This window comes from Gryllotalpicola reticulitermitis, from assembly GCF_042651345.1.
GTDB lineage: Bacteria > Actinomycetota > Actinomycetes > Actinomycetales > Microbacteriaceae > Gryllotalpicola > Gryllotalpicola reticulitermitis.
This window is the reverse complement of record NZ_JBHSCN010000023.1, coordinates 144503-160873: the sequence shown is the minus strand read 5'-3', so window position 1 is coordinate 160873 and position 16371 is coordinate 144503. Positions and strand designations below refer to the sequence as shown.

The window sequence follows — 16371 nt, the reverse complement described above, 5'->3', positions numbered from 1 at the left end:
CTTCCTGCTCAGGCGCGCGCACGCGTGCGCGGGTCGATGAGGCCGTACAGTACGTCGACCACGAGGTTTGCGGCGAGCACGGACAGCGAGATGACGAGGAACACGCCCTGCATGAGCTGGTAGTCGTTGTTGGACACGGCTTCGAAGAGCAGCTGGCCTATACCGGGATAGCTGAACACCTCTTCGGTCACGATCGAACCGGCAACGACGAAGCCCAGAGAGATGGCGAAGCCGGACAGCGACGGAAGCACCGCGTTGCGCGCGGCGTACGTCATGCGCACCCGGCTCGGTCGGAGGCCCTTCGCCTCGGCCGTCACGATGTAGTCCTCCGAGAGCGTGGAGACCATCATGTTGCGCATGCCGAGCATCCAGCCGCCGATCGAGGAGATCACGATGGTCAGTGCCGGCAGGAAGCCGTAGTAGGTCGCGCTGCCGACGAATTGCAGGCTGAAGCCGGGAACGAGACCCGCGTTGACGTTGTAGCCGCCCGCGAACGGGAACACCGAGACGACGCGGGTCAGCAGCAGCACCAGTATGAGCGCGAGCCAGAAGTACGGCACCGCCTGGAACATCGTCGTCACCGGGATGAGGTTGTCGAGCCACGAGCCGCGTTTCCAGCCGGCGAACATGCCGAGGCCGACGCCGAGGACGAATGAGATGACGGTGGCCAAGCCGACGAGCGCGATGGTCCACGGCAGTGCCTGCGCGATGAGTGTGGAGACCTTCACCGGGTAGTCGACGATCGAGATGCCGAGATTGCCGTGAGCCAGGTTGGCCAGGTATTGCCCGTACTGCGCGATCAGGCTGCCGCCGCCACCGCCGAGGGTGATCTCAAGTGCGTGCCTGGTCTGCGGGGTCACGGCCTGGCCGGCGGCCCCCATCTTGGCGATGATCACATCGACAGGGTTGCCCGGCATGAGCCGTGGGATGACGAAGTTGATGGTGATCGCGGCCCAGAGGGCGACCACATAGAAGCCGATCTTCTGCAGATAGAACCGCATCATTCTGCTTTCCAGCGTGCGAGGGACCGGGCGGATGCCTGAAGAATCCGCCCGGCCCTCGGCGCTATCGCGTGTGGACTACTTGCCGACCGGTCGGATCGTCTTGAGGACGATGCCCACACCCCAGTTGCCGCCCCACGGAAGCGGGAACGCGTACTGGTTGCTCTGGCTCGGCCACCCCGTCGCCCGCGAGTTGTTGTACTCGGCAAGGGCCTGGTTGACGTAGATCGGGATATACGGCATCTCCTTGACGAGCTCGTTCTGGATCGTCGTGTATGCGGCGTTCTCGACCGACGTCTGGTTGGTCGTGGCGAGGGTCTTGAGCGCGCTGTCGATCGTGGGGTCGGAGAAACGCGACGTGTTCGTCGTTGCGGGGCTCCCGACCTTCGCGGTCGCCTTCGAGTTCAGGTAGTTGTTGTACTGGTAGTACGGGTTCGAGGACGCGCCCATGTTGATGGAGTCCAGCGACAGTTCGTACTTGCCCGAAACCTCGGCTTGGGTCCACGCGTTGTCGGCCATCTGGTTCACGGACAGCTTGATGCCGGCGTTCTTGAACTGACCCTGCAGCAGGGTGCAGTCGGTGTCGTAGTCGGTCCAGCCGGATACGACGTTCACCGACATGTCGAGTTCCTTGCCGTTCTTCGAGAAGTATCCGTTCGAGCCGAGCGTCCAGCCGTCGGCCTCAAGGATGCTCTTGGCCTTGGACGCATTCGCCGTCTGCGGAACGGCGAGGTTGGCGGGGTCCATGATCTGGGCCTTGTTGATGGCGGGTGGCAGCAGCGTCGGCGAGGCGGTCTGGCCATAGCCTGCGAGCGCCTGCGTGTTCAGCTGCGTGCGGTCCATGGCGTAGTACATGGCCTGGCGGACCGCGGCGTCCGTCTGCGGGCCCGTGCAGCCGAGCGAGGCGTTCTCACACGTGAAAAGCGAGGTCGTCGCCTGCGGGCTGTTCGAGTACGAGACGTTCTTGTGTTGCGCAACGATGCTCTTCAGCGTGGGCAGGTAGGAGCCCATGTAGTCGACCTGGCCGGCCTCGAGCGCCGAGGTCGCCGCGTCTGCGTTCGACAGCGAGATGTAGCGGACCTGGGCGATCTTGGGCGCGTCCGCGCCCGTTCCCCAGTAGTTCGGGTTCTTCTCGAGTACGAAGCTTTGCGGCGTGAAGCTCTTGAGCATGTAAGGGCCCGTACCGACCGGCGACGTGTTGGTCGTCGTCGTCGGGTTGGAGATGCCCTTCCAGATGCTCTCCGGAACGATCGGCTCGTTGCCGAGGATCTGCGGTTCGAGCGTGAACGAGGGCGATGGGAACGTGATCTGCACCGTGCTCGCGTCCACCTTCGTCGCGTTCCAGGTGACGCCGGAGGTGTTGAGTGCGGGGTTGTTCGACACGAGGTTCAGGCTGTAGACGACATCGTCGGCCGTCTCCGGCTTGCCATTGGACCACTTGACGCCCTGACGCAGCTTGACGGTCAGCTGCGTGCCCGTGCTGTTCCAGGTGAAGGAGGTTCCGAGCACAGGGACCGGCTTCTCGGCCTCGGCCTTGTTGTAGTAGAAGAGGGACTCATAGATCACGCCCTGGGTGGGCTGCAGATATGTGCCGGTGGGATTGAGAGGGTTGAAGTTCTCTGTGAAGTTGCCGACCTGCCCGGTGAACAACGTCACTGTCGAGTTCGAGCCGCTCGACTTCGTTGTGCCGCCCGAGGTGGTGCAGCCCGAAAGAGCGATCGCAGCGCTAGCCGCGAGCGCAGCGGCGCCAAGCAGCAGCCGCTTTCTGGTGATTGTCATCATTGACCCTTCAGTGGTGTGGAAGCGGATGCATCCGGCACGCGCTCGAGGGAACAACGCCGACCCTCGACTCGCGCAGTGCTGGGTCTTTCTTAGATGGCTTTATAAAGCGTGTCAAGTTAGTAGGCTGCCCCGTGAGATAAAAATCGGATAACGTCACCAACGCAGCACAAGGAGGGCGAATGGCACGGCCCCGCGTTTCACTCGCATCAGGCACCAGCAGAGGCCTCGTGCTCGACCTCATCCGCAGCCATGGGCCCATCGGCCGTACCGATCTGGCTGCCCTGACGGGCCTGACGGCCGCCACCATGTCGAACGTCGTGCGACAGCTGCTCGACGACGGACTGGTACGCGAGTCCGGCCTCGGTCGCCCCAACGGCGGCCGCCCTGTGGTGCTGCTCGAGGTGGACACCTCCGCCCGCTGTGCCGTCGGCGTGCAGCTGGGCGGGGAATCCATCACCTACGTCGTCGTGAACCTGCGCGGCGCAATGGTCGGACGGCTGCGTACCGCGGGCGTCGGCGGCCGCACACCTGAAACAATGGTTACCGGTCTCGTGCAACAGATCCATGACATGTTGATCGGCCTCGGCATCGACGAAAACCGGGTCGTCGGTATCGGCGTGGTGGCTCCGGGACCGGTCGATGTCGCCCGTGGCACGGTGCTTGGCCCCTCGCACATGGCGGCCTGGCACCAGGTGCCGCTGCGCAACATGATCGCCGCCTCGACAGGCCTCCCGGTCGTGCTCGACAACGACGCCACTGCCGCCGCGATCGGCGACTTCTGGGGTGGCGCGATCGACGGGGCCCGTTCCCACGCAACCGTCTACATGGGCCTCGGCCTCGGTTCCGGCGTCCTGATCGACGGCACAGTGTTCCGGGGTGCAAGTTCGAATACGGCCGAGATCGGGCATATCGTTATCGCAAGCGACGGCGACGGGAACCCGATCATCGCCGAAAACGTCGCCGACCCGACGGCGATTGTTCGCGTCGCGCATACGCATCCGGGTGAGGCCGAACGCCTCGGGCTCGCCGGGGACGACTTTGCGCAGTTCAACACGATCGCCAAAGCGTCAGCGCGCGGCGACGAGTTCGCATCGGGTCTGATCGAGCAATCCGCACGCTATCTCGCAACGGCCGTGACGTCGCTGGCAAACCTGTTCGACCTTGACTCGGTGTCGCTCGCGGGCCCCGCCTTCGCCACGGCGGGCTCGATTTACCTGCAGATCATCGACGCGCAGGTCAATCGCGATTTCTTCGCTCGGACGCATCACGGCATCCGTGTGCGGTTGTCGCCGCATACGCAAGACGCCGCAGCCGTCGGCGCCGCCACGCTCGTGCTTCAGTCCGAGCTCGCGCCACGCACCATGGGGCTGAGCTCCCCGACAGGCTGACGCGACCGCGAGCCGCATCCACCACACTCACTCCACGTTCCGACCAGCAATGACGCAGGAATCCAACATGAGCCTTGCCACTCCGCGCCGCCCCTTCCTGACCATGGATGCACACGGCACCCAGCTCGTCCTCGAGATTCAGTCCGGAAGCCTTCCTTCTGTGCTGCACTGGGGCCCGTCACTCGGCACCCTCGACGACGCAGCACTTCACGAGTTGTCATGTGCTGCAGACCGTCAGACACCCCCGGGAACGCTGGATGCTGCGTGGCAGGTGCCGCTCGTGCCACAGGAGTCCGACGGCTGGGCCGGCCGGCCTGCACTGCTCGCCACGCGCCGCGACACCCTCATCTACCCCAGGTGGACCGTCGTAGGTATCGATGGGGCGGAGGATCGGCTCTCCATCCACGCCGTCGACGATGTGAACGGTCTGCGCCTCAAACTAAAGCTGCAGATCCAGCACGGCGGCCTGCTGAGTGCCTCTTACGCGATCGCGAACACCGGCAACGACGAACTCGGTGTGGAGTGGCTTGAGGCCACACTCCCCGTGCCGAAGACGGCGGACACACTGACGGAGTTCTCCGGTCGGTGGACTCGCGAGAAGGTGCCGTACTCGCAGGCCGTTCCCCGCGGCGCCACCATTCGCCAGAGCCGTCGGGGCCGAGACGGCCACGACGCTCCGACTCTCGCGATGCTCTCTATCGGAAATCCGCTAGCACGGTCCGGCCGCATCTGGGCCGTGCACACCGCGTGGAGCGCGGACGTCAGCTACCGTGTCGACCGGCTCCCCGAGAACACCACCATCCTCGGCGCGGGCGAATTGCTGCGTCCCGGCGAGATCGTGCTCGCTCCTGACGAGAGCTACACCGCGCCTACGACCCACTTCGCATTCAGTGACACTGGTCTTGACGGCATCAGCGCGCAGTTCTACCGATACCTGCGTTCGCGCCCACAACATCCGCATTCACCGCGGCCGCTCGTGCTGAACACGTGGGAAGCGGTGTACTTCGACCACAAGCCGGCGGAGCTCGTCGCACTCGCCGAGCTCGCGGCGAGCGTCGGTATCGAGCGCTTTGTCCTTGACGATGGCTGGTTCTTGGGGCGCCGAGACGACACGCGCGGGCTCGGAGACTGGATGGTCGATCCCGCCGTGTGGCCGGACGGCCTCGAACCGCTTGCCGCACGAGTACATGACCTGGGCATGCAGTTCGGGTTGTGGTTCGAGCCGGAGATGGTCAATCTCGATTCGGACCTAGCGCGCAGCCATCCCGATTGGCTGCTCCACAACCCGGCCCACCTCGCCGCGCCCGCCCGGTTGTCTTGGCGTTCCCAATACGTACTCGACATCGCGAACATGGATGCGTTTGCGCATGTGCTGCGCCAAATGGACGTGCTTATCGCCGCCGTCGGCATCGACTTCATCAAATGGGACCACAACCGCGACCTCATCGAGCCCGTGCACGCCGGGCGTCCCGGGACACATGTGCAGACTCGTGCGATGTACGCGCTCATGGCGGAGCTTAAGCGGCGGCATCCGGGCCTAGAGATCGAGTCCTGCTCCAGCGGAGGGGCACGAAGCGATCTTGGCGTGCTCGAGATCGCCGACCGGGTATGGGCCAGCGACTCGAATGACGCGGTCGAGCGCCAGGACATCCAGCGGTGGACGCAGCTGCTGCTGCCCCCTGAGCTCGTCGGCGCCCATGTCGGGCCTACCGAATCGCACAGCTCAGGACGGGTGACCGATCTGTCCTACCGGCTGGCTACAAGCCTGATGGGTTCGGCCGGCTTCGAGTGGAATATCGCCGGATGTTCGCGGGAGGAACTCGCGACGATCACGCGCTTCGCCGCTCTCTACCGTGAGTTGCGCCCCGTGATCCACTCGGGTGACGTCGTGCACGCCGATCTCGCCGACCCCGCGCTTCGTTTCACGGGAGCGGTTGCACGGGACAGATCATCGGGGGTCTTCACGATCGCCACTGTCGCCTCACTCGAAGACTCCCAGCCCGAGCGGGTTCCGCTGCCCGGTCTCGACCCGCGCCGTCGCTATCGAGTGAAGGTGCGCGACGAGATCGGTGCCGCCCGCTACACGAACCGGGTCGCCCCACCGTGGCTCACCGCGGGGATCACGCTGTCAGGCCGCGCTCTCTCCGAGTTCGGGCTGCAGATCCCCGCGCTCTGGCCGGCGCAGGCGCTCGTTGTGCACGCCGTAGCCGAGGATGCCGATGCGCACGCCTGAGCCTCAACCAGTCGACCCTGCGCTGACCCCGCAAGCACGGGGGTTCTTCGACCGGCTTCACGCGGTGACCGGAACCGCGGCTCTATTTGGACAGCAGGACGCCCTCGCATACGGCCGCCGCTGGTCCCGTGGACACATCGGCCGCTCTGACGTGCGCGACACCGTCGGTGCCCACCCGGCCGTGCTCGGCTTCGACCTCGGCCGTATCGAGCTCGATGAAGTTGCCAATCTCGACGGAGTTCTTTTCGATGACATTGTTGCGTGGATCCAAGAGGGCCACGCTAACGGATGCCTGATCACACTCAGCTGGCACAGCGTGAACCCCCTCACCCGCGGCGGCTACGGAGAGAACACGGCGCCGAATTCCGTCGCCGCAGTCCTCCCGCACGGCTCCCATCATGCTGAATTCCTGCACTGGCTAGACCGCGTGTCCAGTTTCAACAGCCGTCTCGTCGACAGCGCCGGCGAGGCGATCCCAATCGTCTTCCGGCCCTTCCACGAGCACTCCGGGTCATGGTTCTGGTGGGGTATCGGCGACGGGGACCATCCGGGAAGCGCGAGCCCAGACGAGTTCGCCGAGCTGTGGCGGATGACTGTCAGACAGCTGCGCGACAAACGCGGCCAGCACAATCTGCTCTACGCGATCTCGCCCGACCGCAGCCGTCTTTCGCTCGACCGTTTCGTCGAGCAGTACCTGCGCGGGTACCCCGGTGACGAGTGGGTCGACGTGCTGGGCATTGACAACTATTTCGACACGGGCCGAGCCGACAACCCAATCCGGCCTGAGCAGCACCTCGCGAACTTCGTTGCCACGCTCGAACAGGTTGCCGCGCTCGCCCAAGCGCGCGGGAAGCTCGCGGCACAGACCGAGGTCGGCAACGCTGGGGAGCTCACCGGGAACCCGGACGACCCGTGGACCGGGTTCCTTGCACGCGCCGCCACCTCAACGGCCCTCACCCGGCGTATTCTTTGGTACCTCGTATGGCGCAACGCACCTGTTCCCACCGGCGGCAACAGCCTCGGCACCCCCACCCCAGACGAGGCGACGGCCAACGATTTCCGGCAGCTCGCACAAAGCTCGTTCATCCGATTCGCTGACCGGCTGCCCACGCTCTACCGTCGATCTCCCCGGGCGTAAGCTGAGGCTGCTGACCGGGACTGCCTCATCAAGCTTCACGTGAGGTGAATCCGCGCGGAGCAGGTCTGCGATCTGCCCCGACACCGCGTGGCGAGATTGCGGCACCTCATCTGCCTCACGCGTCGGCGAGACGGGGGCGCGCGCCCACCACAGCAGGTGATCGACCATCGCGGTCAACCGCGGCTCGAGTGCGCCGAACACGTCGGCCGCGGCCTGGGCGCCTTCGCGTACGACGGGAAACTGCGGCCCGAGTACGTGAACGGACTCGCGAACCGAGACCGTGTTCAGTTCGGCCACGACCTGTCGCAGTTGCTCGATCGCGCGAGCTCCTCACCTGCGGACCGTGCGGGTGTGACCGTGATCCGGGATACCGACCGGTGCTCGTTCGACGCATTCGGTGAGGTCCATCCGTTCGAGAACACCGCGGCGTACGAGGCGCGCCGGCTGCGCGACCGGCTCACCTCGGGCAACCGGAAACTACTGCAAAAGACGCACAGGACGAAGGACGTCGTCGCCCCTGCTCGAAAAACTGCAGATGAGCGGCGATAACCTGCCCGCTCGGCAGCCGCTCCCCCATCGTCATCAACTACATCCACGACTGATCGAGACGCTCGTCTCGGCTTGCCGAGCGGGTTCGTCGACGTATCAGTTTGCCCGAGAACACCACTTACGACGGAATACGGTGCGTGACATTTTTCGAAGGAACGGACTGGAACTCGCGCCTGGCACGACGGCGCGACTGACACCCAGCAAAAGGATGACATCCGAGCGCGATATGCGACAGGCAGGCCACAGTCCGCATTGGCGGACGGGTCTGCTGCACGGATTTGTGACATCTGATCTGGCTTGCTGTGGCGGGCCTGGAAGGATGTTCTTGTGCCGAAGCCGTTCCCTCGTGACTTCCGTGAGGACGTTGTTCGTGTTGCCCGAGGTCGTGAGCCCGGTGTGACGCTGGAGCAGATCGCGACTGATTTCGGAGTGCACCCGATGACGTTGCAGAAGTGGTTGCGCAGCGCTGCTCTCGAGGAGGGCGCGAAGGCCGGTGCCACGCGCAGCGACTTGGCCGAGAATCGTGAGCTGCGCAAGCGCATCCGGTTGCTCGAGCAGGAGAACGAGGTACTGCGGCGGGCTGCAGCGTATCTCTCTCAGGCGAACCTGCCGTCAAAAGGCTCTACCCGCTCGTAAGCGAGCTCGCTGCTGCCGGCGCCCGTCTGCGGGTGCCGGTCGCGGTGGCGTGCCGGGTACTGAAGCTCCACCGCCAGCACTATTACGCGTGGCTGGCTTCGCCGTTCACCGAGACGGAGCTCGAGGAGGCGTATCGGGCCGACGCGTTATTCGACGCGCATCGCGATGACCCCGAGCTCGGACACCGGCTGCGGGCGGACGAGGCCCGCGTGCGCGGCCAGCCGATGGCTGACCGCACCGCGTGGCGTATCTGCCGCGACAACGGCTGGTGGAGTGCGTTCGGGAAGAAGCGCGGCAGGAACGGGAGGAGGCCGGGCCCGGCCGTGCATGACGACCGGTGCACCGTCACGGACGACAACGGGCGCACCCGTCACGTGTTCGCCACCGAGCGGCCGAACGAGCTGTGGCTGACCGACATCACCGCGCACGCCACGAGCGAGGGCAAGCTCTACCTCTGTGCAGTCAAGGACGTGTACTCCAGGCGGATCGTGGGCTACTCCATCGACTCGCGCATGAAGTCGCGCCTGGCCGTGGAGGCCCTGGAGAACGCGCTCGCCCGACGCGAAGGGACCGCCGGCTGCGTGGTCCACAGCGACCGCGGATCGCAATTCCGCAGCCGGAAGTTCCGCCGCGCTCTGACCCGCCACGACCTCGTCGGGTCCATGGGCCGGGTGGCCTCCTGCGGCGATAACGCGGCCATGGAATCGTTCTTCGCGCTGTTGCAGAACAACGTCCTCAACCGACGCACATGGGCCACCCGAGAAGAGCTGCGGATCGCGATCGTCACCTGGATCGAACGCACCTAACACGGCCGCCGGCGCCAAGCAGGACTCGGTCGTTTGACCCCGATCGAATACGAAGCCATCATGACAACACCGGCCGCTCAGGTCGCGTGACTCAACCTGTCACAGATCAGTGCAGCAGACCCGCGTGTGTCCCCCGGAGGAAGCCACCCCACCTGACCGTCGACCGTTCTCCAGCCACAGCTGCGCTCGTCATGACTGAATCGATGACGGGCCATGCGATTCGGGGTGGTATATCCGGTGGATTCGCCAAGCTCAGCCGAAGTTGCGGTTGCAATGCCCCTATTAATGTCGATGAGCCCGCCATTTCACCAGCCCCAACCGGGCGCTGTCATCGGGCGCCCACCGGCGCCGGCGCAGATTTGCCGATTTATTTGCGGCTGACCTGCGGTGAGCGCTGGAGGGAGCAAGCGGCGAGGAATCCTGCTCCGAGCACGGCCAGCCCAATAGCGCCCCAAATGATTGCGACGGTCAAGTACGTGCCAGTGTGCGCGAGCGCCTCGGGCCCGGCACCCGCGCTTGAACCCGAATCCATGCTGGCGTCATTGGTTACAGAGCCGCCTGCGGTGATGACGGTGAGGATCGCCGTACCGACGTTGGACCCGTCGGAGACCGTGGCGTTGATGGAACCGACGGCACTCTTGGGCACAGTTCCGGTCACGCGCGCGCCGCCCGAATGGGTAGCATTCCCAGCCTGCAGACGCTCACTTCGTGAGGCGGTGAATGTCGCGCTGCTTGGCACGGGACCGGTGCTGCTGTACTCGACCGTCAGCGCGGCGGAGGGAGTGAAGAGCCCGTCGCCAAATTCGATCGTAAAGTTGCCGCCCGGGACCACAGGGCCTGACACGACTCCAACCGTGTCTGCGCCGGGTGTGTAGCTTGCTTGCGCCGCCACCGGCGTCGCTAGCACAGCGCCAAGCGCAATCGCGAGGGCGGCCAGGTTTCGCATCATCGTCATCTTCACTGTCACTCCATGCTTTGTTCCGCTACATCGTCAATGCAGCGCAGACTCCAGTTTCAAATGCTCCGGGGGGCATAGGCGCGAAGTTGCGAGCCTCCCCTGCCACTCGTGCGTGGAAACACGTGTGTCGTCCGTGCTTCGCGCCCGCCCACGTGCAGGGTTGCTATGAGTTCGGGGCATCGAGCGCTCTGTGCAGCGCCACGCGAATGTGAGCTGCCGCCGGACGGTCACACGGAGGGAGATGACGGTGCTGGTGGCGGGATTACTGCCGGGACATCGCCCTAAGCCCGCGACGGTTCGGACGGCTTGCTGCTGCATCGCATCCCTATGGGTGTCGTGAAAATCAGAGGCGGCCGGCGACCAGTGCCTGGTCGGCGCTGTGTGCCCCTCTGCGGCAGATGCCCGCCTCGCCGCGCACGAACGGCTAGGCCATTGCGTCATCTAAACGATCCGCTGGGCTTGCGGCACCCCCAACGGGTCAAGCCTTCCCATCGCCTCCTCGCGGCGACCGCACCAGTCGCCCATCCCAACGACAAGGACATCCAAGTGACAAGTCTTCACGACACGTCCGGCTCTTTTACTGGCCGTTCTCAGCCGCGCAAGGAGCTCAGAATCCTTGCCCCACACGCTGAGATCCACGCTCCGGGGGAATGCGATCAGCCGATCCGCATCGGCTGCGACTGCCCGATCGCGCATGACCATTCGTATGAGGAATGGGCCGAGCGATTCACCGGTCAACGCGAATCAACTGGACCTTGATCCCACTCGTCCCACTCGTCACCGGGCCGAGTGATCGGTAGCCCCCCTCCGCGTGGCTTTCGACCGGCCGCCAGGGGCGCTTGACCGGGCGGCTGCTGACTGATTAACGACCGAGCGAAGGGCGCACACGGCCACATTGACATGCGTCGTACGGACAGCAGTCATTCGCAGCCGCGTTGAATCGACACGGCACCAACAAGGGAATCTATGTTTGTCTTCGAGAAACAAGCGCGCGAGGCTATCCGAGGCCTGTACGGCGCGCGGTCCGTCGAGGTTGTCGGGCGCCGTGGCATCGGATGTACGACATTCGCGAAGCGGATCGTCGAGTGGCTGGAGAGCGCCGGTTACGCCGTCTTTACGGTATTCGGAACGGAGAGCGCTCGACAGATCGATCTCTATGGGTTCACGTCAAGCGGTGTTGCTGATTCCTTGCACGGCGCGCACCTCGGCGTGCCCGGAGCCGTCGACAGCCTCGCGCGGCATCTCATCGAGTCAGATCGCCGCGTCATCGTCCTGGACGACCTCGAGAATATTGATGAGTCCACTCTCGCGGTCGCTCGGATATGCGCAGAACGAACTCATACGCCAACGCTATTCACCCGAACGCCGCAAACATCAGGCTCCGCAGCGATGGCCTACAGCGCCATCGACGCAGAACGTATCGAGCTTCTCCCGCTGGCGTTCGGATCGATCGTCGAGTTAGTGCACGCCGTTCTGGGTGCCCCCGCGGACATGGAAGTGTCGGCACGCGTTTATGCCGAGTCCGGCGGGCTGACCCGCTTCGCGTGTGCTCTTATTGAAGGAGCCAGATCTAATGGCAACATTGTTTATCGCGACGGCGCGTGGAGGATGAATTCGGGCGACCTGTGGAGCCCGGGCATCCGCCGTGCGGTGGAGCGGACCTTATGGTCGCTCAGCCATGCAGAGTATGAAGCGCTCTACCTTCTCAGTCTCCTCGGCAGGATCACCGCGGACGAGCTGCAGTCCTTCGTCAGTCCTCAGTTGGCCGAGTCCCTCGAGTCGAGCGGCTTCATCACAGTGCTCAGTGGCCCAACGGAGGCCGCGGAGGCGTCCTCGTACCCACCCGTCGTCGGTGACTATTTCCGACAGTTGCCCGCGGGGACGCTCGGACTTCGACTGGCGCGCGAGGCACGCGACGCAGGGCAACTCCGCGCCCCGGCCCTCGTTGCGGCCTCGCGGAGCGCCCCTAATTCCAACACGCTGCTCGAAGACGCTCTTCGCCCCTACGACGATGCGATCGCTCGACGCCTTCACGACCGTAGCCAAGCCGAGGCTAGCGACGCTGCCCGCGCGTGGTGCGAGTCACCGTGCGCGGAAACAGCGAACAGATACGTGGTAGCGCTGCGCGAGGAGCCAGCAGCCGGCAGCACCCTGCGATCTGCGCTATTTAAAACACACGTCGGCAGCGACGCGCCAGCAGCCGAGGCGTTCGCCGTCTTGACTCATCAGTTTTTGTGGGTGATCCTCGGAGGACGCTCGGACTTCGGCGAGGTCGGCCGACGCATAGACCGTTTTATCACGCTATTCCCTGGGTGGCGTGCTCAGGCGGAATCGTTGGCGATAGCGCTAGAGGTATCAGTCGACAGGACCGGCACGGCCGACGAGAGACTGACCCGACTTGCCGATCAGCACCCGGAGACCGGGGTGGTGCAACTCGTGCGCGCTTTCTTGCTTGTGCTTTCGGGTCGCCCGCGCGCGGCTCTTGATGTGTTGGATGCCGGAGAGGACACCGCCGCGACGCTGATGCGCGAGTTCAGGGTGCTCACGCGCGCGGTCGCGCTTGTCGCCACTGGAGACGCGGAAGGATCTCTCGTCTACAGCCTTGCCCACTACCGAGAGGCTCGCCGCAGCCTTAACCGCACCGAACTCAACCTGCTCGGATACGTGGCGTGCGCCGCCCTTCTTCAGGCTGGTCGCTGGGACGAAGCAGCCGAGCTCGCTGCTCGAATTGTCGGTCTGGGGCGGCCGGGATTCCTCGCGCGCCCGGCGCATGCGGCTCTGTTGCGCATGATGTCCTTCCTCGCGGCCTTTTCAGGCAACGGCGCGATAGCCCAGGCAACACTGCTCGAGTTACGTGAATACGCGGACATTGACTTTCCGTTGCCCGGAATGCAGCCCGCGTGGACCGACGCCATCAGCGCGTTTCGCGAGGCCGGAAGCTCGAAGGCCGCCGACTTACTGCAAGTTGCTGCAACCCGCGAGCATCAGATGGGCCGCGTTGCGTCCTCGGCCGCATTAGCGATTGCCGCTGCCGTATTGAGCCCAACGCACTCGCGAGTTGATGTTCTCTCGCGGATCACCGCGAACTCGCCGGAGCAACTCCACGCTCAGTTCGCTCGGCTGGCTCGCGCCTGCATCGAGAGGCCCGAAGATCTCGAGGCACTTGCGGGTGCGTACCAGCAGGATGGCGACGAGTATTTGGCAGCGCGACTGTTGCGAGCCTGCGAAGCCGGCTCAATCAGTGCCCCAGAGGCCCGCATGTTTGCCGCCGCCGCCGCTTCAATCGAAGCTTCTGACGGCCGGCTTCGTGGCGAGGCGACCGCCCCCCCCGTTGTTCGTCCGGCGGGATCTCTTACCGATCGGGAACGCGAGGTGTCGCTTCTGGCTGACTCGATGTCCAACGCGGATATCGCCTCGGAGCTGGGGGTGAGCCGTCGCACGGTGGAGAATCATATTTCACGCGCTTTGAAGAAGGCTGGGCTCAGGTCACGTAGAGATCTCGCAGGGTTCGTGCGAGATCGGTTGCACTAAGACACCGGTGAGTATGTCACAAGTGATGAACGCTGGCCCGAGCGACTGCCGAGTCAGCTGAGTCCTCTGCGGATAGCTCGGAGGGTACTCAGGTGCGGCGGAGCCGTGTTGAGATGCGATCAAGCTAGCGCCGAAGCGCCTCCCGACGGAGACGCCCTAACCCCCATGCCGCGGATGTGTCACCGACGGGTCCCGTTTCGGATGGCCCGTCAGAGCCGTAGGTCTCGAGGCTAAGGAAACATCGCGCCAGAGCTTCGCCTGCCGCGGCGAGTGGCCATTAGTTCCGGGCCGATCTCCGCACCCACGCGGGGTCGTGGAATGCGGCATTCTGCGGGATCTCTCGGCATGTCTTCTGATATTGTCCATTTACTTCGCTTTCGTTTCTCGCTTCCGGGGTCCGGTTCGCAACGAACCAGACCCCGGAAGCTTTTCTTATCAATGTGGGCGGCGTCGGCGACGCTTGAAAAGTAGGCCATAGCGACGGGGTGGTTTCCAGTGACCACCGCAATGAGGACCGCTGGGAAGGGGCCCCTGTTGTATCGCCTCGTCGTGTTCGGAAGGACCTGGTCACAGGCCTATGTCGCAGAAGCGGCGTGAGTTCATGGAGCTGGTTTCACAGAGCGTCGCGGTACGTGCCGCGTGCCGACAGCTGCGCATCTCTCGCGCCACTGGCAGCCGGTGGAAGAGCGGCGCCACGGTGCGGTGGAAAGATGGCACCGTCATAGTCGTACCTCTGTTGGAACCTCTTGCGTTGCGTTCGATCTCTGCCCGGTTCCTCTCGGAGCAGCAGCGTGTGCAGGTCGCCGATCTCGCAAGTCGCGGCCTGGTACCTATGGCGATCGGGAACTCGCTGGGCCGAGCGCCCCGACGACCAGCCCGGAGCTGCCCCGCAAGCTGCATCCGTCTGGGCGCTACTGGCCGTTCCACGCGCATGTCGCCGCCGCGTCGCGGCCCCGCCAGGTCCGGCGATTGAAACTCGCCGCCGAAGGAAGCCTGCGGCGGTTCGTGATCGAGAGGCTGCGCGCCAGGTAGGGCCGGCAGCAGATCAGCCAGGCGCTTCGCGCGGCACATCCTCACGATCCGCATCATCGGGTCGCAACTGACACCGTCTAGCGTGCGGTGTACCGGGCGGGAACGGGGATCGCGCGCAAACCGGAGGCAGCGCTGCTTAGGACCGGGCGTGAACACCGACGCCGACCGGCCGCAGGCTCGCCGAGCCATTGGGCGAGCTGCACGAGAACGGCTTCAAGCCGAGCGACCGTTCCGAGACGGGGCATTGGGAGGGCGATCTCATCATCGGCCCGCACGACCGGTCCGCGATCGGGACGCCGGTGGAGCGACAGATGCGCTACGTTAGGCTGCTGCACCTGCCAGTCCACCGCTCGATGCACCCGCATGCCGCGCTCGTGAGTGCGGTGCAAGAGCTGGCACCGGCGTCGCGGCGCACCATCATCTGGGATCAGGGTACGGAGATGGCCAAACACCTCGACGCGACTGCGGACACGGGCACGCGGATCTATTTCCGCGACGCAGCCAGCTCCCGCCATCGCGACACGGACGAGAACATGAACGGGCTGCTGCGGCAGTACTTCGCGAAATCGACCGATCTCTCCGCGCATACCCGCGCGCGCTTGAGCGCGTCGCTCATGAACTCAACGCACGCCCCGAATGGTTTTCGATGACCGCGCCCCGCTCGAACTCTTCACCGCGCTGCTAGCCTCCGAGAAATATCCCCCGTTGCAATGACTGCTGGAAGCGAAGCCGTCGAAACGGCGTGACCCTCAAGTGTCATCGACAAGCGGTGCGCCTGCTTGCGGGGACCCAGCCGTGGGGCAGAGGAAGCGCCCGGGTCGGCCACTCGATGCCCAGTATGCAGTGCCGCCGGACTTCGCCACGGGCCGGCCCAAGTCGGACGTGAGTCATGGATCGCAGGCGTGAATTCTGCGACACGCGCGAATGCCGGTGCGCTCGGATCCCGATAACAGCCTGTGGATAGTCCTGAGGCTGGGCGGCACCTAGATTCGCAGGCGCGGTTGCGACTTGTGTTGGGTTCGTCCAGAGGACGATCGAGCGACGCATCTTTTACATTCGCGAGTCCCCGCAACGGAATGGGGAAGGAGATCGATGCCGTATCGCCGCGTTCGATGTTTGCATGCAGCTTTCCCCGCGTCGGCGCAACGTTAGGCCGGCCGAAGTGCGTGGAACTGCGGAAAGGGTGTTCGCAAAACACGCACTGGCGCGCACCTTCCACGAGTCGTCGAGTGAGCATTGTTTGAAGAAGCGCGTCTGACGGCGTCAAACAGCTCCCCAAGACAGCGGGAGCGTCATCAGGATCGTCGCCCGAGCGCC

9 protein-coding genes and 2 pseudogenes are annotated in these 16371 nt (G+C 64.7%); 8 read left to right on the top strand and 3 right to left on the bottom strand.

Annotation, left to right across the window (positions count from 1 at the left end):
• Positions 1–8: 8 nt before the first annotated feature.
• Positions 9–1001 carry an ABC transporter permease gene (locus tag ACFOYW_RS18625; protein ID WP_390232629.1) on the bottom strand — a complete coding sequence of 331 codons (993 nt, stop codon included), beginning with the start codon at positions 999–1001 and terminating at the stop codon, positions 9–11.
• Positions 1002–1079: 78 nt separating this feature from the next.
• Positions 1080–2780, bottom strand: a complete 1701-nt coding sequence (locus ACFOYW_RS18620) for an ABC transporter substrate-binding protein (protein ID WP_390232581.1) — start codon at positions 2778–2780, stop codon at positions 1080–1082.
• Between the two features lie 182 nt (positions 2781–2962).
• On the opposite strand from ACFOYW_RS18620, the pseudogene ACFOYW_RS18615 reads away from it, so the two are divergent.
• The 6 genes and pseudogenes from ACFOYW_RS18615 to ACFOYW_RS18590 all read left to right on the top strand — a co-directional run.
• Positions 2963–3121, top strand: a pseudogene (locus ACFOYW_RS18615) (MarR family transcriptional regulator); the annotation flags it as partial.
• Positions 3122–3169: 48 nt separating this feature from the next.
• Complete coding sequence (locus tag ACFOYW_RS18610) at positions 3170–4171, top strand: ROK family protein (RefSeq protein WP_390232627.1); 1002 nt, start codon at positions 3170–3172, stop codon at positions 4169–4171.
• 67 nt (positions 4172–4238) lie between these two features.
• Entirely contained in the window at positions 4239–6404 is a 2166-nt protein-coding gene (locus ACFOYW_RS18605; RefSeq protein ID WP_390232579.1) for an alpha-galactosidase, read from the top strand.
• A complete protein-coding gene (locus ACFOYW_RS18600) occupies positions 6391–7542 on the top strand; it encodes a glycoside hydrolase family 26 protein (RefSeq protein WP_390232576.1) in 1152 nt (383 codons plus the stop codon). Before ACFOYW_RS18605 ends, ACFOYW_RS18600 begins: the two co-directional genes overlap by 14 nt.
• Positions 7543–7893: 351 nt before the next feature.
• The gene (locus ACFOYW_RS18595) at positions 7894–8091 is read left to right on the top strand and encodes a hypothetical protein (protein ID WP_390232575.1); all 198 of its coding nucleotides are present in this window, start codon (positions 7894–7896) and stop codon (positions 8089–8091) included.
• Positions 8092–8418: 327 nt separating this feature from the next.
• Positions 8419–9623 (top strand): annotated as a pseudogene (locus tag ACFOYW_RS18590) (IS3 family transposase).
• Positions 9624–9900: 277 nt separating this feature from the next.
• Here the strand turns inward: ACFOYW_RS18590 and ACFOYW_RS18585 are convergent.
• A complete protein-coding gene (locus tag ACFOYW_RS18585) occupies positions 9901–10494 on the bottom strand; it encodes a hypothetical protein (protein ID WP_390232573.1) in 594 nt (197 codons plus the stop codon).
• A gap of 963 nt (positions 10495–11457) precedes the next feature.
• Between ACFOYW_RS18585 and ACFOYW_RS18580 the strand changes: the two genes are divergently transcribed.
• Together ACFOYW_RS18580 and ACFOYW_RS18575 are read left to right on the top strand one after the other, a co-directional pair.
• Positions 11458–14022, top strand: coding sequence for a helix-turn-helix transcriptional regulator (locus tag ACFOYW_RS18580; protein ID WP_390232571.1), 2565 nt, complete (start codon positions 11458–11460; stop codon positions 14020–14022).
• Between the two features lie 1220 nt (positions 14023–15242).
• Complete coding sequence (locus tag ACFOYW_RS18575) at positions 15243–15704, top strand: IS30 family transposase (RefSeq protein ID WP_390232569.1); 462 nt, start codon at positions 15243–15245, stop codon at positions 15702–15704.
• The last annotated feature ends 667 nt before the right edge of the window (positions 15705–16371 follow it).